This is a genomic window from Maritimimonas sp. 2405UD52-3 (genome assembly GCF_056591715.1).
Genome location: NZ_JBWQOL010000002.1, coordinates 110,733 through 134,642, shown reverse-complemented (window position 1 = coordinate 134,642; position 23,910 = coordinate 110,733). Strand labels below are relative to the sequence as shown.

The 23,910-nt window shown below is 33.9% G+C and carries 22 protein-coding genes; 14 read left to right on the top strand and 8 right to left on the bottom strand.

What is annotated here, in order from left to right; translation table 11 throughout:
• Positions 1-13: 13 nt before the first annotated feature.
• From AC1EU5_RS04720 to hemF, 4 genes are read left to right on the top strand one after another with little or no spacing between them, the layout of a single operon-like run.
• On the top strand, positions 14-757 hold the full coding sequence (locus AC1EU5_RS04720) for an EI24 domain-containing protein (RefSeq protein ID WP_480191212.1): 744 nt from the start codon (positions 14-16) through the stop codon (positions 755-757).
• Positions 757-1,248 carry a DUF6973 domain-containing protein gene (locus AC1EU5_RS04715; RefSeq protein WP_480191211.1) on the top strand — a complete coding sequence of 164 codons (492 nt, stop codon included), beginning with the start codon at positions 757-759 and terminating at the stop codon, positions 1,246-1,248. Before AC1EU5_RS04720 ends, AC1EU5_RS04715 begins: the two co-directional genes overlap by 1 nt.
• Positions 1,245-1,811, top strand: a complete 567-nt coding sequence (locus AC1EU5_RS04710; protein ID WP_480191210.1) for a GNAT family N-acetyltransferase — start codon at positions 1,245-1,247, stop codon at positions 1,809-1,811. The genes AC1EU5_RS04715 and AC1EU5_RS04710 overlap by 4 nt, the downstream gene beginning before the upstream one ends.
• 10 nt (positions 1,812-1,821) lie before the next feature.
• Entirely contained in the window at positions 1,822-2,727 is a 906-nt protein-coding gene (gene hemF, locus AC1EU5_RS04705) for an oxygen-dependent coproporphyrinogen oxidase (protein ID WP_480191209.1), read from the top strand.
• On the opposite strand, the gene AC1EU5_RS04700 is transcribed toward hemF, so the two are convergent.
• A complete protein-coding gene (locus AC1EU5_RS04700) occupies positions 2,724-4,607 on the bottom strand; it encodes a hypothetical protein (protein ID WP_480191208.1) in 1,884 nt (627 codons plus the stop codon). The two genes, hemF and AC1EU5_RS04700, sit on opposite strands and share 4 nt — an antisense overlap.
• Before the next feature lie 298 nt (positions 4,608-4,905).
• Between AC1EU5_RS04700 and AC1EU5_RS04695 the strand changes: the two genes are divergently transcribed.
• From AC1EU5_RS04695 to AC1EU5_RS04685, 3 genes are all read left to right on the top strand, one after another.
• Complete coding sequence (locus AC1EU5_RS04695) at positions 4,906-5,448, top strand: hypothetical protein (RefSeq protein ID WP_480191207.1); 543 nt, start codon at positions 4,906-4,908, stop codon at positions 5,446-5,448.
• A gap of 25 nt (positions 5,449-5,473) precedes the next feature.
• Positions 5,474-7,438, top strand: a complete 1,965-nt coding sequence (locus AC1EU5_RS04690; protein WP_480191206.1) for a hemopexin repeat-containing protein — start codon at positions 5,474-5,476, stop codon at positions 7,436-7,438.
• A gap of 229 nt (positions 7,439-7,667) precedes the next feature.
• A complete protein-coding gene (locus AC1EU5_RS04685) occupies positions 7,668-9,221 on the top strand; it encodes a thiol-activated cytolysin family protein (RefSeq protein ID WP_480191205.1) in 1,554 nt (517 codons plus the stop codon).
• Between the two features lie 55 nt (positions 9,222-9,276).
• Here AC1EU5_RS04685 and AC1EU5_RS04680 read toward each other — a convergent pair whose 3' ends face one another.
• From AC1EU5_RS04680 to AC1EU5_RS04665, 4 genes are all read right to left on the bottom strand, one after another.
• Positions 9,277-11,565, bottom strand: coding sequence for an FdhF/YdeP family oxidoreductase (locus AC1EU5_RS04680; protein ID WP_480191204.1), 2,289 nt, complete (start codon positions 11,563-11,565; stop codon positions 9,277-9,279).
• Position 11,566: 1 nt separating this feature from the next.
• Positions 11,567-12,361: a formate dehydrogenase accessory sulfurtransferase FdhD gene (fdhD, locus tag AC1EU5_RS04675; protein ID WP_480191203.1), complete on the bottom strand. Its 795-nt coding sequence runs from the start codon at positions 12,359-12,361 to the stop codon at positions 11,567-11,569.
• 217 nt (positions 12,362-12,578) lie between these two features.
• Entirely contained in the window at positions 12,579-13,781 is a 1,203-nt protein-coding gene (locus tag AC1EU5_RS04670; protein ID WP_480191202.1) for a class I SAM-dependent methyltransferase, read from the bottom strand.
• A 69-nt stretch (positions 13,782-13,850) separates the two neighbouring features.
• Positions 13,851-14,933, bottom strand: coding sequence for an AI-2E family transporter (locus AC1EU5_RS04665; RefSeq protein WP_480191201.1), 1,083 nt, complete (start codon positions 14,931-14,933; stop codon positions 13,851-13,853).
• A gap of 76 nt (positions 14,934-15,009) precedes the next feature.
• Between AC1EU5_RS04665 and AC1EU5_RS04660 the strand changes: the two genes are divergently transcribed.
• Complete coding sequence (locus AC1EU5_RS04660; protein ID WP_480191200.1) at positions 15,010-16,095, top strand: hypothetical protein; 1,086 nt, start codon at positions 15,010-15,012, stop codon at positions 16,093-16,095.
• Between the two features lie 119 nt (positions 16,096-16,214).
• On the top strand, positions 16,215-17,834 hold the full coding sequence (locus AC1EU5_RS04655) for an alanine/glycine:cation symporter family protein (RefSeq protein ID WP_480191199.1): 1,620 nt from the start codon (positions 16,215-16,217) through the stop codon (positions 17,832-17,834).
• Between the two features lie 56 nt (positions 17,835-17,890).
• Here AC1EU5_RS04655 and AC1EU5_RS04650 read toward each other — a convergent pair whose 3' ends face one another.
• Positions 17,891-18,124, bottom strand: a complete 234-nt coding sequence (locus tag AC1EU5_RS04650; protein ID WP_480191198.1) for a hypothetical protein — start codon at positions 18,122-18,124, stop codon at positions 17,891-17,893.
• A gap of 250 nt (positions 18,125-18,374) precedes the next feature.
• Here AC1EU5_RS04650 and AC1EU5_RS04645 point away from each other — a divergent pair, with 250 nt between their 5' ends.
• Positions 18,375-18,782, top strand: coding sequence for a hypothetical protein (locus AC1EU5_RS04645; protein WP_480191197.1), 408 nt, complete (start codon positions 18,375-18,377; stop codon positions 18,780-18,782).
• On the opposite strand, the gene AC1EU5_RS04640 is transcribed toward AC1EU5_RS04645, so the two are convergent.
• Complete coding sequence (locus tag AC1EU5_RS04640; RefSeq protein WP_480191196.1) at positions 18,779-20,368, bottom strand: peptide chain release factor 3; 1,590 nt, start codon at positions 20,366-20,368, stop codon at positions 18,779-18,781. The genes AC1EU5_RS04645 and AC1EU5_RS04640 overlap by 4 nt on opposite strands.
• Positions 20,369-20,471: 103 nt before the next feature.
• On the bottom strand, positions 20,472-21,179 hold the full coding sequence (locus tag AC1EU5_RS04635) for a peptidylprolyl isomerase (RefSeq protein ID WP_480191195.1): 708 nt from the start codon (positions 21,177-21,179) through the stop codon (positions 20,472-20,474).
• Positions 21,180-21,246: 67 nt separating this feature from the next.
• Between AC1EU5_RS04635 and AC1EU5_RS04630 the strand changes: the two genes are divergently transcribed.
• Genes AC1EU5_RS04630 through AC1EU5_RS04615 form a run of 4 tightly spaced genes read left to right on the top strand, consistent with a single transcriptional unit; the run spans position 21,247 to position 23,910 of the window.
• Positions 21,247-22,476, top strand: a complete 1,230-nt coding sequence (locus AC1EU5_RS04630; protein ID WP_480191194.1) for a hypothetical protein — start codon at positions 21,247-21,249, stop codon at positions 22,474-22,476.
• 33 nt (positions 22,477-22,509) lie between these two features.
• Complete coding sequence (gene idi / locus AC1EU5_RS04625; protein WP_480191193.1) at positions 22,510-23,034, top strand: isopentenyl-diphosphate Delta-isomerase; 525 nt, start codon at positions 22,510-22,512, stop codon at positions 23,032-23,034.
• The gene (locus tag AC1EU5_RS04620; RefSeq protein ID WP_480191192.1) at positions 23,035-23,445 is read left to right on the top strand and encodes a 6-pyruvoyl trahydropterin synthase family protein; all 411 of its coding nucleotides are present in this window, start codon (positions 23,035-23,037) and stop codon (positions 23,443-23,445) included.
• Positions 23,446-23,448: 3 nt separating this feature from the next.
• A complete protein-coding gene (locus tag AC1EU5_RS04615) occupies positions 23,449-23,910 on the top strand; it encodes a peroxiredoxin (RefSeq protein WP_480191191.1) in 462 nt (153 codons plus the stop codon).

Below are 23,910 nucleotides of genomic sequence, written 5' to 3'. Positions count from 1 at the left end.
AGTCATATCAGCAATGATTCCAGACATAATAACGGGGCTTAAGGCGTATCCTAATTCATTAAGATTGATTTCAAAGCTAAAGCTTTGGAGATATTTTGCTATTCCTATATTGATCAGCATTTTGACGGCGGTCACCGTAGGTCTAATTACTTATAGTTTTTCTGATAATATAGGAGCCTTTATTTCACGAATATGGATTTGGGAATGGGGCAAAGATACATTTACAACTATTGGGAATGTCTTAGGAGGTTTAGCCATTGTGGCTATTGGACTCCTTTTGTACAGGCATATCGTAATGGCCCTGAGTGCACCATTTATGAGTCCGGTTTCAGAAAAGATTGAAAAGCATTTAATTGCAGATGAACAACATGAATTCAGAATTACTTCTTTTAATGAGCAGTTATGGCGAGGTATTCGAATTAATCTAAGGAATTTAACCAGGGAACTTCTCCTAACTATTCCCATTTTATTACTAGGCTTGATTCCGATTATTGGAGTTTTATCGGCGGCTATCTTGTTCTTGGTGCAGGCATACTATGCTGGTTTTGGAAATATAGACTATACCCTAGAACGTCATTTTACTTATAAAGAAAGTATCTCTTTTGTCAAGAAACGCAAAGGGTTAGCCATAGGTAATGGTATCATATTTATGTTATTATTATTGATTCCCGTTATTGGTGTTATTATTGTGCTACCCTTTTCGGTGGTTGCTGCTACCAAAATTGCAGTAAATGAAATTCATAAACAAGATAATTAATGACTGTTTGGCAAATTATCAAGCGTTTTAAGTATGGACAGTTATGGCAGTTATTTTTGTTGTCTATTAAATATCCTATTTATGTGTACCCTACACTAAAAGCAACTTCACATAGTTTTTTAAAGGCTAAAAAAGAATTTCCTGAAACGCATGGAAGAAAGGGAAGAGCGAATGCTTACAGGCATGCGTATTGGAATGCCGTCATTTGTTATGAATGTCATAAGTGGAGTAAGGACAGAAGACGAATTATGGCTTGGGCAAAATTAATCACAGACAAGCATGAACAGCTTTCACCCAATGAGCCTTTAGATGAACAAATGGATTTACATAATAATAAGATAGGGAGGAATTTGTTTATAGCATCTAGCTTTACTTCATTGGATCAAATCTCTGATAAAGTTAAAGATAAAATGGATAACGCTCAAAAGATCAATTCAATTAAAGAAATTGAGAATCACCCTATTGAATTAGTGTATATAAAAGAAGAATGATACAGTTATTAGATAGATATAAAATTGAAGAGATTTCCCTGAATGACACATGGAATCTTTGTAATTTTATGGTATCCAATGAAGATAGATTCAAGCGCTATTTTCCAAAAACATTGGAACAAAACTTAACGCCTACCTTATCAAAAATATTTGTTAAAAAAAAAGTAGCTGAATTTAATAACAAGGAAGAATTTCTATTTACTCTAAAAGAAAAAGAATCGAAAAGTGTGGTTGGATTGGTTTATATAAAGGAGTTAAATTGGCAAAAAAAGCAAGGTGAGTTTGCCTACTGTATCGGATATCAATATGAAAATCAAGGAATCATAAGTGAAGCCGTAAAAGAGCTGTCAAAATATGCCTCTGATAATTTGGGATTAGAAGTATTACAAATCATTGTCAATAAAGATAATTTGAGTAGTACCAAAGTTGCTGAAAAAAATGGTTTTCTTTGGAAAAAAACATTACTAAAAAGCTTTGCGCCGCCAGGTGAAGATGCTTTAGATATGGAACTCTATGAGCTTTATAAAATTCCAGAAAAACCAAAGCTAACAGCCAACATCTAAAAGATAAAAAATGAAAGATACATTTTACAGCTACATACAACAATTACAAGATGCTATTACCTCTAGATTAGAAGAAATTGATGGGAAAGCGAAGTTTCAAGAAGATGTATGGAAACGCCCTGAAGGTGGTGGAGGTAGAACCAGAGTTATTCAAAATGGTAATGTGTTTGAAAAAGGTGGTGTCAATATTTCTGCTGTACACGGACCTTTGCCAAAAACAATGCAGTCCTACTTTAAGGTAGATGATGTAGATTTTTTTGCCTGTGGATTGAGTTTAGTAATTCATCCAAAGAATCCGTTTGTACCTACAGTGCACGCTAACTGGCGTTATTTTGAAATGTACGATAAAGAAGGAAAAATTGTCGATTCTTGGTTTGGGGGAGGACAAGATTTAACGCCCTATTACTTATTTGAGGAAGATGCCGAGCATTTCCATAAAGTGTGTAAAAGAGCATGCGATCTACACAATCCAAATTTTTATACTGATTATAAAAAGAAATGTGATGAATATTTTCACAATTCACATAGAGGAGAGGCCAGAGGTATAGGTGGTTTGTTCTTTGATTATTGCAAAAAGACAGACGAAATGACCATGCAAAACTGGTATGATTTTGTGACAGAAGTGGGGGATAGCTTTCTAGAAGCTTACCTACCCATCGTGGAGCGTCGAAAGGATACGGTATATAACCAAGACCATAGAAACTGGCAAGAAATCAGACGAGGTCGTTATGTCGAGTTTAATCTGGTGCACGATAAGGGTACTTTATTTGGCCTTAAAACCAACGGGCGTATTGAAAGTATTTTGATGAGCTTGCCACCGCATGTACAATGGGTCTACAATCATCAACCCGAACCAGACAGTGAAGAGGCGAAGCTCGTAGAGGTGCTTAGAAACCCAAGAGACTGGGTAGACTAAATATTCGTCAAGAAATGATAAACATCGGTCTTTTTGTCGATACCAAGTTTCTTTTTTAAGCGATATTTCGAGGTTAAAACACTTTCTGGTAGCACATTCAATAAAGCGGCGATTTCTTTAGTAGATAAGTTCATCTTAATAAACGATGCCAAGCGCAAATCTTTTTCAGTTATAGAATCATTGATGGCTTTTAACTTGTTATCAAAGTTATCATGCACTTCAGAAAAGTACGATTTAAAGACCTCCCAGTCTTTATCGGTGGCGCTTTCTTTTTTAAGGAGCATTACAATTCTTCGAAACTCCATTTTAAACTTGTCTGGTGAATTTTTCAGTTTCTCCAGATTCTCTTTTAATTCTTGAAGAAATGTATTTTTCTGAACCAAATGCAGTGTTTGACTGGTCAATTCTTTTTGTTTAAAGGCGATTTCTTGTTTGTAGATTTCTTCTTGTTTTTCACGTGCTATTTTGTTCTTTTTCATACGCTGCCGAAAGCCAAAAAATAGTAAACCAGATAATGCCAATCCTGCGGCAGTACCCCCGGCGTAAAGGGTTTTAGTTAATTTGTCATTTTTCGCTTGCGCATTCAAGGTCTTTATTTCTTCCTCTTGTAAAACCAGGGCGGCTTCTTTTTTTTCGGTTTCATGAATTATTTGCAATTCTGACAATCTCTGCCCATTTTCAATGTTGTAAATACTATCATTCTTTTCTTTAAATAATTGAAAATAGTTTAGGGCCATATTATTATTACCATCTAGTTTGGCAATTTCAGAAAGTAGCTTGTAAGCTTCCCTTTTTCCAGATAGACTATTTGTTTCAGTGCTAATTTGTAATGCCCTATTGGCATTTTTTCTAGCATTATACACATTCTTTGTGGCTAAATGAACTTTGCTTAATCCTAGTGATGAGGTTTGAATATTAAATTTGTCACTAATAGAATCAGATATAAAAAGCGCCTTTTTTAAAAATGTATCGGCCTGTTTGTATTTTTTTTGTCTCATAAATAACCGACCCTGATTTTGATACGATTGTATAAGATAGAATGGAGATTTTAGTTCTTTACTCATTTTAATTGATTCATCTATTAAGTGTTGTGCTTTATCAGAATTTGTAGATTTATTTAGATAAATGCCAGCTAAGTAATTCATACTTTGAACCTGAAAGTGTTTGTCGTTTTTTACTTTATATACTTCAAGTGCGTCTTTATAATATTTTATTGCTAATGTGGTATCTCCTATTTTCAAATAATTATTTGCAATAAGTATATTAGAATCACTCATATTAAATGAGTCACCAACTTTCTCGAATATATTGGCAGCACTAATAGCATTTTCTAAAGCCATTTTATAATATCCTTGATCTGTTCTTAGCCCAGATAAGGTTTTATAAGTAGCACCAACTCCAGCACTGTCATTCGCGAGCGCAAAGTTGTCTTTTGCTTTTCTATTATATACCAGAGCACTGTCTATATTTCCGGTCGCCTGAAAGTTCATGCCTATATTCAACTGCATCGCCGCAACTGGAGGTATTTTGTTATGTTTTATGCTCAAAGCAAGTGTTTTTTTATAATATTCAGTTGAAGATTTGAAGTCGTTTAAATAGAAATACGCGATACCTTTACGTTGGTAACCGGTGGCTAGAACAGCATCTATTTTTAAGAATTGACCTAAACTAATCAATGAATCTGCATACGTCATAGCCTTATCTACATCACTGTTAATATGAGCACGCCAAAGATTTACCAATATTGGAGTTCTAGAAGAATCAATGGGAGAATTTTTTAATTCTTGTAAGAGGCTATCAACTTTTTTTTGATTTTGAGAAGAAACAAGTTGAACACTACTTAAAAAATAAAGAACAAAAATTAGAATTGTACGATTCATTTGTTATTAATATTGATTTTACGAAGGTAGTGATTAATTGGGTCGAAATACTTTCAAATGTCTAGTCTTAAATATTCAGTAAAGTGTGAATGTCTATACCTTGTCAGGTATTTACACGTGTTGTATTTGTTTTAACGCACACAAAAACAGTAAGTTAAAATTAAAAATAGAATTCATTTTTAGATCTGTCTAGTTTGCGTTTTTAAAAGTTGTCTATACTTTGTCTAGTGTCAAAATTAGGTGATAGGTAGGTTTCATAGTTAGGTTTGCAGTGTTGAATCCAAAAAAACAAACTATTATGAAAACACTAAAATTCACTTCTTTTATTTTTTCACTTTTCTTATTAATCACTGCTTGCAGTAGTGATGACAGTGTGCCAGAAGTACAGACAGAATCATTTATTATAAAAGCAGATTCTATTACGGTACGTGAATTTCCCGACACTGAAGGAGATGCTTTAGAGCTTTACGGACGAATCAGTTCAACTATTACTGTTGATGGTAAAAGCGAAGAGTCCATTTTATGGGAGAGAAACCGCGATTTTTTTGATTCTGTTGGTACAGAAGCATTCTTGATTAACTCTGAAGGTTCTGAGTATACGGTTACCCTTACAGAAGAAGAAGTGCAGAATGGTGCCAAGTTCGGCTTTTATGTGCAAATGTACGATCGAGATCCTGATGGTAATGACGATGATTATTTGGGTAATAAATCAGGTTTTATTTCAGCACAACAGTTTATTGATTGGACTGATGTTAGAAACCCATATCCAATAGGATATGGACTCGCCGAATTTGATGGTATATATATGCTTGTGTGGTTTTCTGTTGAGCGTATCCGTTAAGTAGTTTCTCCAAAAACCAATTGAAATGAAAATACTATTTAACATTAGCAAAAAGATCTATTTATATGGTTTAGGGATTTTCCTACACTGTATTGGTTGTGGCGTATATCCACAAGTTCCATCACCTACAGAAGAGACATCAAAACCAGAAATAGCCGAAAATGCATTAAAGATGCTTGTTGTAACTAGCAATCCTTTTAATAATGCCAGTGGAATTGACCCTACTATTCACGATGCCTATAATGATTGTTTTAATGCAATTACTCAAGAATCCGATGTCAATATTGCCATATATATGTGGCATTTAGACAATGCCCCAAAGGTAAAAAATACGCCAGTGGCGCTTATTGAATCATTAGTGAATAATGTGCAAGCAAAGAAAGCCAATGCTGCGGTGGCTTTTGATATTGATTATATCGACAAGAAAATTATTGGTGATCTTTCAGCAAAGTTTGATGCGGGTGGAATTCAAAGTTTCTATCCAAAATTTAAAGCTCCTGGAAAGAAAGCAAAGGCGAATCCAAAGTTTCACGATAAAACTTTTTTATTCAGTAAACTTAGATTTAACAATAGTGATATCTTAAAGGAGCTTAATGGCAAAGAGTTAAATTACGTGGTGATTCAGTCATCGGCCAACATCGTTCATACACAATATAGTCAGGCCAATCAGATGATCATTTATTATGGCGATAAAAATTTCTATGATTATAACTTGAAAAAATTTAATCGTTTAAAAAAGGATATTGCAAAAACAAAATCTAAGATTAAAAATGAGTCCTTTCCAATTTATGATAATGATAAAAAATTTGGCCGAATAAAATCATATGACTTTCCGAGGTCGGGTAGGTTAATGCCATCAATTCTTAACAATGTACTCGAGCACCAAGCTAAGGGACCGGTTGATATCCGTATTGCCATAGGTAACTTTACAGATGTAAGAACAGCGCAGAAGTTGGTTGACATCGCAAAAAACAAAAAGAATAATGTGATGGCCCTTGTTAGAACATTCAACCGAAAAGCCGAAGCTGCGAAAGGGAAAAATGGTAATACATGGAAAAGTAACTATCTAAAGGTGGAAGAACTGCTCAAAAATTCAAATGTAAAGTATAAGTATTTAAAAGCTTCACCAAAAGGAACAGGTACTGATAGGAAAATTCACAGCAAATACATGTTGGTTGATGCTTATTATCCGAACGGAGCTGAGGTAAAACGTAGAAAATTAGTATTTGCAGGTTCATTAAATTACACCAATACGGCGCAACTTAAGAATAGTGAAACTTTATTGCGTATGGAGGATGATGGAGTTTATCATGCACTCTTGAAGAACTGGAACAGGCTGAGATACAAAAGCAGCATAAAGAAAATAGATGCGGTACTTATGCATCCAAATAAAGCGGCTTATTTCTTTAACGAATCAAATTATGTAAAATGGAAGCCAGGAGCAGGTGTAGAAACCATTAAAACCAATAGGAGTAGAAGAAATTTAGCGAATGATGGATGGAAATCATTGCCAAAAGACTTTCAAAATAACATCGATGCAGCCTTTACCCATCCAAATAAAAATAAGATCTATTTCTTTAAAGGAAATCAGTATTGTGTCTGGAATTCTGCTAAGAAAAAAGTAACTAAAGTTGGCGTCATAGGTGTTGATGGTTGGGGTGAGCTACCGGTTGATTTTCAAAAAGATTTAAGTGCCGTTTTAGGGCATCCTACCAATGGTAAAATTTATTTCTTCAAAGGAAATAAATACTGTGTGTGGCAACCTGGTAAAGGTTTAATTTCAAATACAAGAATTATAGGAGAAGACGGTTGGAAAGGGTTACCCAAAGAATTCATAAATGATATTGATGGTGTATTGGGTCATACGGCCAGTAAGAAAATTTATTTTTTCAAGGGTAAAAAATACTGCGTTTGGCAACCTGGTAAAGGCTTAATTTCGAAAACAAGATCGATTGGTAAGTCGGGTTGGAAGGGTTTAATGTTTGATTAAGATTGAAGACATGAAGAAATCCGAATGAATTTTTTTGGATTCCCTAGCGCTGATCGAACGCTAGACTAAGCCGCAGGAGACTGCGGCTTTTTTAACTTTATTAATAGCTATAAAAGTTTGTTTTTGAACTTAAACCTGGTTTTTATTTAACCTTCATATTTAAAGTACACCAACAGTATATGCCTACACTTTTCGTATATTTAAAAACATTATGCTAAAACTATTAATCATGAGGAGTTTTTTTTCAAAGCACTACACACGTATTTGTAAAAGCATTTTACTCTTAGTATTTGTTATAAATAGTAGTTGTGTTAAAGACAAAGCTTCTATCATTGCATTCAATACTAAAATAGATGCTTTAAGCTTATTTAATCAACCGGAAGAAACTAGTGCTCCAGTAGAAATAGATAGCGCTAAAGCTGTTCGCAATCCAGATAATGATGCACAAGAGTGTGTTGTTAGAACCTATAAAGCTTCAGCAGGTTTTAACGAAATGATCACACTTGATCCTACAACCGACGTAATTTTTCCCGGAGCATTATTAGATGGCGCTTCTGTTACTACTGGTGAGTACAAACCCATATCTGTTAATAGGGCACCTATAACATTATCTGCATCTTTAACCAATATTAGTGGTAGTCCGGTTATAAAAATTGAAGATCCTAAACTATCAACTGTAAGAGAAGGTATTAAATCATTATTGGATCAAGAAGTCACTGGTTCTACTGTGGCGAGTGTTAATTTTGAGATCAAGCAAGTATTTTCTGAAGAGCAAATTAATGTAGCCATTGGTGCTAATTATAAATCGGCAGGGCAAAAAGTTAGTGCGGCTTTTGATTTTAATTCTAACACCAAAAAAAACAAGTTCCTTTTGAAATATATTCAGAAGTACTATACCATAGATATGGATCCACCGAGTCTACCTAGTGATTTGTTTACCACGTTACCAGACTTTGAAAGTTTAGGTGCAACAAGTCCTGTGTATGTGGCTTCTGTTGCTTACGGACGCATGGTGATTTATACTATAGAGACAGATAAGAGTGAAACAGAAATCAATGCTGCTTTTAATGCCTCTTTTAGTTCTGGGGGTATTGATATTGATGGAAAACATAAGAAAACTTTAGAATCCTCAACTATTAAAGCTTTGATAGTTGGAGGTGATGGTGGTGGGGCAGCTCAAGCTATTAATTCACCACAGGACGTATATACGTTTATTTCTAAAGGAGGAAACTATTCTAAGGATTCCCCAGGAGCACCGTTATCATATAAGCTCCGTTATATTAAAAAAGGAACACCAATTGCAAGATTAGTGCTATCATCAGAATACCCTATTAGAACGTGTTACGAAGCCTATCAAAAATTTGGCATTGAAATTTATGGCTTTAACTGTGTTAATAATGATAATGAGACTGGACGTGTAGAAATATTTGGAAGTATGAGTGCCAGTTTATACCAGAACAAAAAGCGTATAAAGAATGTTAGCTGGAGTAGAAGTAAAAGCAAGTTTGTTGGTGTGGACGAAAACAAATTTTATGGTATTAAAAAAGGCATTGAAGTAGAGGTGTATAAACCCGATCTCGGTAAAGATTATATTAATTTATATGCTAAATTTAGTGAAAAGGACGTGAAAAATGATGATTACTTTGGAGCTGTTAATAGAAAAATCTTGTTAAAAAATGTCACTGAAACAAAGAAAGAGAAACGAAATTATGTACGTATAAACTTGGAAGATGATTATGGAAGTGATATGCGCGCCTATTTTTATGTTTGGCGTATTAATTAATGCATTCTAATATAATAACACTAACCATATATAAGCTGCGGGAAACCGCTTTTTTTTAATGTTTTTCAATACTTACAATTACTGTCTTAGAAGCAGGTGTATTACTGGTATGCGCTACACTTTTGATAGGTACTAATACATTGGCTTCAGGAAAGTAAGTAGCAACACATTGTTTAGGAATGGAATAAGGAATAACTAAGAATTTTTTAGCTATGCGTTGTTCCCCTTGAAAGTGAGAAATGAGGTCAACCTGATCTAACTTTTTTAAACTTTGTTGCTGCATATCCTGTTCATTCATAAAAACTATTCTGCGCTCATTCAATACTCCTCTGTAGCGGTCATTCAATCCATAAATGGTTGTATTGTATTGGTCGTGAGTTCTAATGGTCATTAAAACAAACTGATCATTTTTGAGCTGAATATCGGAAACCTCATTAATAGTGAAATTGGCTTTTCCGGTTTTTGTAGGTGAAAAGTTGCCTTCTCTTACATTGTTGGGTAAATAGAATCCACCTTTTTGCAGTACGCGTTCGTTGTAATTTTCAAATCCAGGAATGGTAGCTTCTATTTTGTCTCGAATCAAATCATAGTTATTAGCTAGGTCACTCCAATTAACTTCTGAATCTTTTAGAGTAGCATTTGCCATACCAGCCACAATAGCCGGTTCGCTTAATAATTCTTTTGATAGTGGTTTTAGATGCCCATGAGATTGATGTACCACACCCATGGAATTCTCAACACTCACAAATTGTTCTCCACTCGCTTGCATATCCTTTTCTGATCTTCCAAGACATGGCAATATCAATGCCGTTTTACCATGAATTAAATGGCTTCTATTTAATTTAGTAGAAATCTGAACAGTGAGATTGCAATTCTTAAGGGCTTCAGCGGTATACTCAGTATCTGGCGTGGCAGAAATAAAATTGCCTCCCATACCAATAAAGACTTTTGCCTTTCCAGAATGCATAGCTTCAATAGAATGCACTACATCATAACCATGTTCTCTGGGAGCTTGAAATGAAAATTCTTTTTCTAGCGCATCTAGAAAAGTAGCTTTAGGTTTCTCCCAAATTCCAACAGTACGATCACCTTGTACATTTGAATGACCACGAACCGGACATGTGCCTGCGCCTTTTTTTCCAATACTTCCTTTAAGTAATAGTAAGTTTACAATTTCACGAATATTGTCAACCGCATTCTTATGCTGTGTAAGCCCCATGGCCCAACAGATAATGATCTTCTTGTTTTGCGCAATGAGATCAACAGCTTCTAACACAAACTTCTTATCAATGCCTGTTCTTGAAATTAACTCATCAACATTGTAGTTTTTTAAATCTGCCAATAATTCTTGGTAACCATATGTTTTTTCTTGAATAAATTCAAGATCAAGAACTTCAGGATTTGATCCTGCTTTTTCAAGAAGTAAAATCATCATTGCCTTTAGTAAGGCAACATCTTCATTGATCTTAATTTGTAAAAATATATCGGTTAATTGATCACCGGAAAACCATTTAAGTGGGTTTTGAGGATCTCTAAATTCCATTAAACCAACTTCAGGCAATGGGTTTATAGTAATGATCTTGCCACCATTTTTTTTGGTATCCCGTAAGGCATTTAGCATTCTTGGGTGATTGGTTCCTGGGTTTTGACCAATGACTATAACTACTTCTGCATGATTGAAATCATCTAAGGTAACTGAGCCTTTACCAATACCTAAAGTTTCTGATAAAGCTGAGCCACTAGACTCATGACACATGTTTGAGCAGTCAGGTAAATTATTAGTGCCAAATTGCCGTACAAACAGCTGATATAAAAAGGCAGCTTCATTACTAGTTCTTCCTGAAGTATAAAAAATAGCTTCGTTGGGAGAATTTAGTGCATTTAATTCCCTTCCTATAAGGTTTAAGGCATATTGCCAGGAAATTTTTTCGTAATGATCGCTGCCCTGATTTAATATCACAGGATGCGTTATGCGTCCTTTTTTTCCTATTTCATAATCTGATAGCTTAGCCAGTTCTGATACGCTATGCGTAGCAAAGAACATTGGTGTCACTCTATTTTTTGTAGCCTCTTCGGCAATTGCCTTAGCACCATTTTCGCAATACTCAGTCAAAAAGGCTCTTTTTTCATCTGGGTCAGGCCAGGCACAACCTGGGCAATCGAACCCATTTTTCTGATTCATTTTGGCTAATAAACCAATGCCCTTTGCAACCCCTACCTCTTTATTAATATGCTTAAAGGTAGATTTAATAGCTTTAAATCCGGCCGCAGTTTCAGGAATTTCTGTTAACTCAATTCCCGTTAGCTCCTCAGGAGGTTGTGCATCGGTTCGTTTAGTACTCATGTTACAAATCTAAATAATTAGGATTTGAATACACAGTTGCTTTATCATCTCTATTAAAACCAATTAAGCATATACCAAATTCTTTTGCATAGTCAACAGCTAACGATGAACAAGCAGATACTGCCGCAATAATAGGAATTTTTGCCACAAATGCCTTAGAAACAATTTCATAAGAAACGCGACCACTAACCAGAATACAAGCTACTTGTTTCAATAGGTTTTTATTTAAAAGATCACCAATAACTTTATCCAAAGCATTGTGCCTGCCTATATCTTCTTTCAAACTTAATAAATTACCATTAAAATCAAAAGCTGCGGTGGCATGTGAACCACCTGTTGACTCAAACAATAATTGCTCTTGCTTCATCTGAGCATACATTTTTTTAATAGCTATCAATTTTAGTTTTGATTTAACCTTTAAATCATCCCCTTTAAGGTATATGTCATCTAATTCTTTTTTACCACAGATACCACATGATGAAACAGACAGCAAAGTACGTTTATTTAAATAACCTTTTCCCAATGCTTTTTCAGTAATATGGGCATTCATTATCGCAAATCCGTTTTCTTTAATTTCTATAGTTTTAAGATTTAATAGGTTATGCTCTTTGTATATATCTTCTGCAAATAATAAACCTCTTATCAATTCTTCGTCATCTCCTGGGGTTCTCATAACAACTGTATAGGCCTCATCATTTATATTTATTTGCAAAGCGGCTTCTATAACAAGATCATCTTCAATCTTGTTTGAAGTAGTTGCTTTTGTTTTTATGGCTTCGTAAACTGATGATTGCATGATGTCTGTTAATCAAGTAAAGTTAGTATTTTTTTAATTAATGATTTCTAATTTAAAAATTTGATAATCAATATTTTAAGTAAATTATGAAAAAGTATTGTGACCTTATTGAAATTTATGTGTCATAATAATAGTTCGGCAAGGGAACTCATAGTAGTAAGGGAGAAAAGGCATTTATGATGATGCTCACCTCGGCGTCTATAGCGCTGAGGTTTTTTTATACCTTTTCGCAAATTAATATAATTAGCTTATTGTCATGACTGGTCGTAAAGAATAGGTAATGGTGGCCTCCATCTTTCAGCTTTGTTTTTTTTCTGATTTGTTGAACTGTTTCAGGGAAATTTCTTGTCGTAATATTGGCCTTGCCTTCTAGAATTAGTTGTTTTAATAATTTTTTATCATATGCTATTTGATGCTTAATGCTGAAACGCCTTCCTGGAAAATCAATAAGTTTTGTTGATGTATATAGATGACTATTAGGATGCAATTTAGGAAGTGAGAGTTGTTTAGACACTTCATTGAAAAGTCCACTCTTTAAGATTGCTGAATTGGGTTCATATAAATAGCTTAAAGGTTTAGAAAAAGAAGCTGTAACATTGCGGTCGTAATTATATTGAAATACTTCTTCAGAATTCTTTTTGATGTTGATGGCTTTTATTTGAGTAGAACCTAAAAAATCTTTTTTCAGAATAAACAATAGTTCTTTTACTTCATTTTCTATAGCAACTACATTCACTTCTTTTACGAATTGTAACTCATCAATGGCACTTGAAATATCAAGGATAGGAGACACCTTAACCATAATATTTTCAGAATGCTTAAAAAGCACATTTAAATTTTCTGGAACATTAGGTAGGCAATCATCTAGAAGAAAAACCTTTCCTTTTATATCATTTCTTCTTGAAGGGTCTATATAGATCCAGTCATATTTTTTATGTTCTTCTATTAAATACTTTACTCCATCCGCTTGAATCATTTTTACATTAGTTACTTTCAATTGTTCAAAATTATAGGTTACAATTTTTGACAATTCTGCATTGATTTCACAATACGTAACTTCTTTAAAATTTTGAGCAAAAAAATAAGCATCCACACCAAAACCACCTGTAAGGTCAATTAGGGAATCACCAGTAACTAAAGCGGCTTTATGCTTAGCAGCAATTTCAGAAGAACTTTGCTCTATGTTTAATTTATTTGGATAATAAATGTTTTGAGTCTGAAACCAAGTGGGTAGTTTATGCTTGCATTTCTTTTTAGTTTCTATTTGTACTACCAACTCTTGAACAGAAATATTCTTAAAAGGGCTTCCTTTAAACAAAAGTTTTGAAATATCAGAAGTCAAATTCTCGCTAATAAAATCTTGAACTTCTGTATGCAGAATTTTTTGATTCATAAAACGATACGTCATTACGAATCCCATTAGGGATGAAGTAATCTTTTAAAGAAATTACCACGTCTCCCGATAGCTATCGGAATCCTCGAAATAATATTATAGGTCTTTAGTCAGTGATTTTACAATTTTATTCTCTGATAGAAATTCTTTCAAAATTACTTTTAATGCTGTATATGTTGGCACAGCTACAATCATGCCTGTTACGCCAAAGAGTAACCCACCAATAATGATGACCAAAAAAATTTCAAGGGGATGTGATTTTACACTCTGTGAAAAAATGAAAGGTTGACTAAAGAAATTGTCAACCAGTTGAGCAATTACATAGCCTATCATTACATAAATAGTAGTAGGTAATATTTGTGTTTGAAAATCTTCACCTAAATGACTTGTCATTGTTAAAATTAGCATTAGAGCACCGCCAATGAGTGGCCCTACATATGGAATAAGATTTAATAATGCACACAAGAAAGCAATGACAATGGCATTGTCAACACCAAAAATGAGTAGAATAATAGTATACAATACAAAAAGGATTGTAATTTGAGTTACAAGGCCAATAAAATATCTTGACAGTAGATCTTCTATTTTTTCTACTGAGGCTGCAAATCTGTCTTCCGTTTTATCAGGAACGATAACCATCAAGGCGTTATGCAATAAATGACTATCCTTCATAAAAAAGAAAGCAATAAATAAAACAGAGAATAGTCCTATGCTTATACTCCCAATTGCCCCAATAATGGTATTAAATAAATTAGGAATAGCTTTAAAATTAGAAAAGAGGTCGATTGATTTTAGTTGCTCAAATACGTCAATTCCTCTAGAAGTAAAGTAGTCATTAGCTTGATTCAGTAAATTTTCAATTCTATATTCTAATTGATTGATATCTAATAATGATAAATTCTGCCCTTGTTTAATAATTAAAGGAACAAACATAGAGATCAAACCGAACAACATTCCTAAAAATAAAATCATGGTGGTAACCACGGCTATTGTATTGGGAAATTTCAACTTTCTTTTTAAGAACCGAATAATAGGCCTAGCAATAAGTGATAGTACGGCTGCAATGACTATATAAATAATAACGGAACGTACTTGATAGAGAAAGTAAATAAGGAGGCCAATGCCTAAAATTATACCCAGAGCTCTTAAGATCCCGTTGCTGATTGTTTTTGAGTTCATGCCGGTAAATATAGGGTAATTTCTAAATATTGACCTGTCCGTTTTTGGTTATATTTGAATTCATAATTACTTGTTTTTGGACGCTGCAAATGAAATATTAACTTTTTACGGATGGTGGCAATTTTCGGTGTGCCTATTTGCCTTCATAGCACTACTGGCAATTTGGTGGCATATTGGTAAACGACAAAACGATTTTGGTCAAGTTTGGTTGGCCTTATCTGTTTTATGTTGGAGTATTTCTGGAGTAGTGGAAGTATATTTTGTAAGGCAAGGATTAGATAATGCCTTTCTTTTAGATGGTTGGCGCAGTATTCTGTCATTATTTAATAGTCTATTTATTTTATTAGCACTTCCATGGTTTCGATACCTGCCAAAATCAATTGAGCATATCATCAAATCGAATTACTGGGTATATATAATTGGGTTGCCATTTATGTTTTCTTTATTACCTACCATTAGTAAGATGATCTCTGGAAAGACATTGAGTTTGATTAGTGAGCTGGATGTATATTATGCGTTTTTAACCTTAGGGTTTTTAGGTTTTGTTTTATGGGAATCATTTGCCAAAAGAAGGTTAAAGATACTGGCTTGGCTTTCTTTGGTTACAGTACTTGTAACGTTGGTTGCACAATTATACAAACTTACTGATGCATCTATCAACTTAACTTTATTTTCGTCAATATTTAAAACTTCCTTAATCATGCTGTTTTTCGCATTAGCTCTGAGCTGGGTAAAAGAACTGGCAGAAAATGTAATACCTGACTCACAACATTTTTATGTAAAGTTTGACAAGCGGAAAAATGAGAGGGATAAATTAGAACAGTTTGTCTTACTTAAGGGTTTGCCTGGTAATGAAGATCGTAAAGTGATTTTAACCCCAGCTCTTTATGATCTGTTTTTAAAGTTTGCCCAGCGTAAAAAGGAAAATAATAAATGGCTAGAAATAAAACCAAAGAACTTTGATATTTCTAAGAACTATGACATTAATGATCATAATGAAATTAAAAGATTAATTACAGCTTTGTTGGATGGTATTTTTGGTAAAGAAAATTGGACCCGCGATCACCATTTAAATCCTTTAAAGAATACATTATTTGAGATGTCAGAGAAAAGAGAACGGAAAATACGATTGGCATTACCACCCGAAAATATTTCAATTTAAAACTTCTTTTTTAAAATTTGTCAGTAAGTGTATTACTGACATTTTTTACTTCTTTCAGACTTTTTCAACTTTCTTGCAAATCAAGATTCAAATTGCAAAAAAATTATAAAGCAACGTATATGAATCTTAAATTGAAACGTCTATTTCTATGTAGTGTACTTTTCTCTTCATTTAATTTAAATGCCCAATCAAAAGGGCTTGATGAGCAAATTAATGATGCTTTTATGCCTATTGCTATATGGTGGGAAAATCTCATTTTTACCGAAATTAATATTATGGGGTATGGTATTCCAATAGTACTTATCTTATTACTTTCAGGTGCTCTTTTCTTTACCATCTATTTTGGTTTTATTAACCTTAGACACTTTCCAACAGCTATTCAAGTGGTAAGGGGTAAATATGATGATCTTGAGAAGCTAGACACAGAATTTTCATCTAATGTTTATGAAGTTGAAGGAGACTTGGTTGATACCATTAAAGATGAAAGTCACCATGGTGAGGTGAATCATTTTCAAGCATTGGCAACAGCAGTTTCTGGCACTGTTGGTTTAGGCAATATAGCAATGGTGGCTGTAGCTATTTCTATAGGAGGACCTGGAGCCACTTTTTGGATGATCTTAGCCGGTTTATTGGGTATGTCTTCAAAGTTTGTTGAATGTACGCTTGGAGTAAAGTATAGGGACATAGACAAAGAAGGTAGTGTATTTGGTGGGCCTATGTATTATTTGTCAAAAGGATTGAAAGATAATGGCTTTTCAACTTTAGGTAAAATTCTTGCGGGTATTTTTGCATTGCTTTGCGTGGGTGCATCTTTTGGTGGTGGAAATGCATTCCAGACCAACCAGGCTGCTGCTCAAATTATAGAGAGATTTGGAATTGAGGGTTCTGCTTCAGGTAGTATTATTGGTTTCATTTTTGCCATTTTTGTTGGTATTGTCATTATAGGAGGCATCAAACGCATTGCGAAAGTAACAGAAAAAATAGTTCCATTTATGGCCGTTTTGTATGTGGCTGCTGCTCTCTTTATCATTCTTTCCAATATCAGTTACGTAGATGATGCTTTTGGTCTTATTTTTAAAGAAGCCTTTACGCCAAGGGCTACCATCACAGGAGGGTTTATAGGCGTTATGATCCAGGGCTTTAGAAGAGCTGCTTTTTCAAACGAAGCAGGGGCTGGATCAGCGGCCATAGCGCACGCAGCAGTAAATACCAAGTACGCCGCATCAGAAGGTCTAGTAGGATTATTAGAACCATTTATTGATACTGTTGTTATCTGTACCATGACCGCCATAGTAATCATAATGTTTAATGTTGACGGTGCCTTTGTATATGGAGATGTAATTAATAATCAAGCATTAATGGCTGATGGTTCTAGAGTAGGAGGTGTGAATCTGACATCAATGGCTTTTGATAATGCTATACCCGGCTCTTCATATGTGTTGGCAATTGCCGTTGTGTTATTTGCCTTTTCAACCATACTTTCTTGGTCCTATTATGGATTACAGGCTTGGAAGTATTTATTTGGACGAGGAAAATGGACAGATTTAACTTATAAAATCATATTTTTAGTATTTACCATTCTGGGGGCAGCAGTTACATTAGATGCTGTCATAAAGTTTTCTGACGCTATGATCTTAGCATTGGTTTTTCCAAATATGATAGGGCTTTTGTTTTTATTCCCTAAAGTACGTCAAGAACTCAAAAAATACATGAATGCTATTCAAAGAAAATTAAACTAAAAAAAATCCTCGATGCAATAAGCATCGAGGATTTTAATGTTTAAATAATTATTTACTTAAACATGCATCTTTAGTCGTTTCTCTGCCCTCTGTTTCATGGCAGTTAAACGTTTCATAATATCCATAATCTCAACATCCTTCGTTTCTTTATAGATTTCATTCAAAGCCAAAATATGCTCTTTAGCTGTTCTTGAAACTATAACACGTTCTGATGTACTTGTAATACGAGGTTTAGAATTTTCAAACTCTAAGGCCTCTTTTATGATTTGTGTATGATCTTTTTTACTCATAAAAAAATGTTTGCATTTTTAAATATAGAGATTCTTTTGTTAATAGCAAATTTTGCCAAATATTTTATTCTTATAACCTAATAATGAAAATCTATATTCATTCTTAATATTTATTCTTTAGACGTCAAAAATAAGGCCAAATTAAAGGTTAAGTAATTTAAAAAGTGACTTTTAACGAAACTTTGTGTCAAAATAGTTGAATAACAAGTTTGAATGAGTGGTTTATTGTATAGTAACTAATAAATAGTTTATGATTTCAATTATAAAAAATGCTTCAATTTTAAACTTTAATCAAAATCCTACCGTGTATAAGAGAAAAATTCACAATAAGGAATTTGCTTATGTAAGATTTAGTGGTTTTTTAAAAGCAAAACATGTAAATACTGTAATATCTAAATTTGCTAGATCAATCTGCACGAATTCAGAGAAGAAATTGGTTGTTTGGGATTGTCTTCAAATGTCTGATTATAGTCTTGACGCTAGAAATCAACTGCAAGACTTTCTAGAAAACACGAAGGATAAAATTGATACACTTTGGGTAATTACAGATTCTTTATCTGTGCATGCTGCAGTAGAAATAATTTCTTTCTTTGCTTCATTTAAAATTAGGGTAGTAAATTCGAAAGATCAGTTCAAGTCAGAATTACTTACTTTTTAAGAAAACTCACTCGTAAAATGCAATTTTACACTAGGGTATTTCTGCTGGGTCATTTGTATAGTAAAACCTGAATCTGCCAAGAAAACCAATTGCTGTTGTTTGTCTTTTGCCAAAAAACGTTGTTTAACACGTTTAAATTCAACAAATTCTTCATTTTTTTCATCTTCAGGTTCTACCCAACAAGCTTTGTGCACATGCAGATTTTCGTAAGAACATTTAGCTCCATATTCATGCTCTAATCGGTATTGAATCACTTCATATTGCAATGCTCCTACTGTACCAATAACTTTTCTGCCATTCAATTCTAATGTAAATAACTGCGCAACACCTTCATCCATTAGTTGATCTAAACCTTTATATAATTGCTTTGCCTTCATTGGGTCAGCATTATTAACATAGCGGAAGTGTTCAGGTGAAAAGCTTGGAACTCCCTTAAAATTTAATTGTTCACCTTCAGTAAGCGTATCTCCAATTTTAAAGTTACCAGTATCATGTAAGCCCACAATATCACCAGGAAAAGACTCATCTACAATCTCCTTTTTTTCCGCAAAAAAGGCATTAGGGCTTGAGAATTTTAGTTTCTTATTATGGCGTACATGTAAGTAAGGTACATTTCGTTTAAAGGTGCCAGATACTATTTTTATAAAAGCAAGCCTATCACGATGTTTCGGATCCATATTGGCATGAATCTTAAATACAAAGCCTGTTAATTTATTTTCAGAAGCCTCAACAAGTCGTGTGTCTGACATTTTTGCTTGAGGAGGTGGAGCAATATCTATAAAACAGTCTAACAATTCTTTAACTCCAAAGTTGTTTAAGGCAGAACCAAAGAAAACAGGTTGAAGTGAACCATTTAAGTATGCATCTCTATCAAATTTAGGATACACTTCGTAAACCAGTTCTAATTCTTCTCGTAATTGACTGGCCGCCGCTTCGCCAATATGGCCATCTAGTTCAGGATTAGAAACATCATCAAATTCAACGCCTTCTGATACTTTTTGCTTATTATCATCAGAGAAAAGGTTTAGTTTTTTATCCCAGATATTATAGATACCCTTAAAATCAAAACCCATACCTATAGGGAAACTCAAAGGAGTAACCGTTAAGCCCAGTTTCTGTTCCACTTCATCCAACAAATCAAATGCATCTTTACCTTCACGATCTAATTTATTAATGAACACAATCATTGGAATGTTACGCATCCTACAAACTTCAACCAGTTTTTCAGTCTGTTCCTCTACACCTTTGGCAACGTCAATAACTACGATGACACTATCAACTGCAGTTAAGGTTCTAAAAGTATCTTCTGCAAAATCCTTATGCCCTGGTGTATCAAGAATGTTGATCTTTTTATCTCTGTAGATAAAAGCTAATACTGAAGTGGCAACAGAGATACCACGTTGACGTTCAATTTCCATAAAGTCAGAAGTAGCTCCTTTTTTAATCTTATTATTTTTTACCGCACCAGCTTCTTGAATGGCACCACCAAATAAGAGTAATTTTTCTGTTAATGTAGTTTTACCGGCATCAGGATGCGAAATAATACCAAAGGTACGCCTGCGTTGTATTTCTTCTAAAAAAGACATGCATAGATTTTAGGTGCGCAAAGATATCATTTTGGAAAAACAATTATCAAGAATCAAAAGTCAAATTCCAATTTAATTTCTGGGTTTAGAATATGGTGGAATGCTATTTTACCACAGTCACTTTAAAGAATACATCTTCAATAGGCCATTCATCATTACCTACTTTTACTTTAGCAATTTTATCTAAGGTATCAAACCCTTCAATGATTTCACCAAAAATGGTATGTTCTCCGTCAAGATGGTGACTACCATTTTTATCTTGTACAAAATAAAACTCAAAGGGAGTAGAGCGTTTTTTAGGATTATCATCCCAATCTCTTGCAGTAGCAATAGCTCCATATTTATGCGTTCTATGTTTTTTAAATTCAGCGGGTATGGTATATTGGTCAAACTCACGCCTAAATTTTCTGGTTTTAGGATGCTCAGAATTACCACCTTGTACTACAAAATCTTCAACAACCCTATGAACACAAGTGGTACTAAAATAACCTTGTTTTGTCAAGAAAATAAAACTGGCTCTATGAATTGGCGTATCTTCATACAGTCTTACTTTCATATTACCTAAGCGCGTTTCAAAAAGTACAATTGTTTCTTTATTTCCCTTGCCATATGCAGTCAAAAATTCTACCGCATTTTTACGAGTAATAGTTTTGACTTCTTCTTTTTTAACAGTAGCCTTTTTTGATTTTTTCTTTTTAGAAACCTTTTCAGATGTAGCTTTGCTATTTTTGTTAGCATTAGACGACTCATTCTTTTTAGAGCACCCTATCAGCACTATTATAGCAAAAAAATAGGTTAAAAAAACGCGCATAAGAAAGTTTTGAGGCAAATATAACCATTACTAAAATCTTCGTATTTTCGCTTTTGAATCAGTCTTCATGAGAAACTATTTTTTTGCACTTTTACTCATTATTTTTGTTGTAAGTTGTAAGAAAAGTTCAAATATTTCAAATCATTCAACACTTTGGTCTAAAGTGGAATTACCCATCAAAGACACTACCATGCAACCTTATTTGTTTTCTGATGGAGATACTTTTTTGATGTCATTTACGGAAAAAGAAAAGGATTCAGTAACTATCTTAAAGTATACGGAATTTAAAGAAAACAAATGGCAAGAACCAATTGAAATTACTCGTGGTACTAACTGGTTTATTAATTGGGCAGACTTTCCGGCAATAGTAGAAAATAATGGTTTGTTATTAAGTCATTTTTTACAAAAATCAGATACGGCTACGTTTGCTTATGATCTGCGATTAAAAGGTTATGACCAAAATTGGAAAGAAGATTTTAAATTGCATTCTGATTCCACAAAGACGGAACATGGTTTTGTTTCTTTATTACCTTATGGGGAAACTGCTTTTTTAGCTACTTGGTTAGACGGTAGGAAAACTTCAGGTGGTCATGATCACAATGGAGGTGCAATGACATTGCGCGTTGCAGAAGTTCAGGTTGATGGCAGTAAGATGAACGAGGTTGAATTAGATGCAAAAACTTGTGACTGTTGCCAAACGAGTGCTACTATTACCCAAAATGGGCCTGTTATAGCTTATAGAGATAGATCGGATAGTGAGATAAGAGATATTTATATTACCCGTCAGGTAGACGGTGACTGGACAATTCCTAAACCGGTAAATAATGATAACTGGAAGATTGCTGGCTGCCCGGTTAATGGTCCAAAAGTTGCTGCAAATAAAAACAATCTTACTGTAGCTTGGTTCACAAATGCTAATGGCATGCCAAAAGTTAATGTGTCATTTTCTAGAAATAATGGCAAGTCTTTTGATAAACCCTTTCAAGTTGATAATGGGAATCCAATTGGTAGAGTGGATGTAGCTTTTTTAAATGAGGAGAACGTTCTGGTCAGTTGGATGGAATCAACTACTGAACCTAGAGCTGAGTTAAAAGTGGCCTTGGTCAATAACAAAAAGGGAATACTTAAAGAAACAACCGTTACTGAAATAGATGCATCAAGGTCTAGTGGATTTCCACAACTGGAAGTTTTTGGTAATCATGTATATGTAGCTTGGAATGATATACAGAGTGATAATTCTAGTATAAAAATGAAAAGAATGGCAAAAGCTTTCTTTCTAAATGAACTCAATAAATGAGTACTATAATTAGTACCTTTGCAACGATTTTTTATGAGAGAAGAACAAGTAATATTAGTAAATGAACAGGATGAAAAGCTTGGATTAATGCCCAAGCTGGAGGCACATGAAAAAGCACTGCTTCATCGTGCCTTTTCTGTGTTTGTGTTTAATGAAAAAGGAGAATTATTATTACAACAGCGAGCAGCGCATAAATACCATTCACCTTTACTCTGGACAAATACTTGTTGTAGTCATCAACGTGATGGAGAATCAAATATTGAGGCTGGTAAAAGACGTTTACAAGAAGAGATGGGTTTCACCTGTGACCTAAAAGAAGTATTTTCGTTTATTTATAAAGCGCCTTTTGATAATGGTCTAACGGAACATGAATTAGACCATGTGATGATTGGTGAATATGATCAAGATCCTGAGATTAATAAGGAAGAAGTTGAAGCTTTTAAATGGATGAACTTAGAAGCTGTGAAGAATGATATGTCTAATCGTCCGGAAATATATACTGAATGGTTCAAGATTATTTTTGACGAATATTATCAACGTTTAGTTGAAGTAAATTAAATGAAAGTTACCGTACATAGAAAAGCACATTTTAATGCAGCTCACAGGCTATATCGCTCAGATTGGAGTGATGAAAAAAATGCTGCGGTCTTTGGTAAATGCAGTAACCCAAATTATCACGGACATAATTATGAATTGGTAGTTTCTGTAACTGGAGAGATAGATCCTCAAACTGGTTTTGTGATGGACATGAAGGATCTAAAAGAAATTATCAAAAAGGAAGTTGAGGATGCTTTTGATCATAAGAACTTAAACATTGAAGTTTCAGAATTTAAAGAATTGAATCCTACAGCTGAGAATATTGTGGTGGTTATCTACAACAAGATACGCCCACAGATAAAATCTGAAAATGAACTTTCAATAACACTTTATGAAACTCCAAGAAATTTTGTAACATATAATGGTAACTAAAAGATGAGTTTAAAAATAGGTGATAAGGCTCCCACGTTCATTTTAAAAGATCAAAATGGGACTGATTTCAATATTTCGGATCTATTAGGCAAAAAAGCAATAGTTCTTTTCTTTTATCCTAAAGATTTTACACCAGGCTGTACAAAAGAAGTTTGTAGCTTTAGAGATCAATATGAAGATTTTACAGATTTAGGTGTTGAAGTTATCGGTGTTAGTGGTGACGGAGAAAGTTCGCATAAACGCTTTGCAGAAAAATATAGATTGCCCTTTACATTACTTTCTGATGAAGGTAAAAAGATCAGAAAATTATTCGGTATTAAAAGTTCTTTATTAGGACTGCTTCCTGGTAGAGTAACTTTTGTAATAGATAAAAAAGGAATTATACAATATATTTTTGAAGACCAATTTGGTGCTGAAAAGCACATTGAGGAATCTTTGAGTATTCTAAAAGAGTTGCAAAGTTGA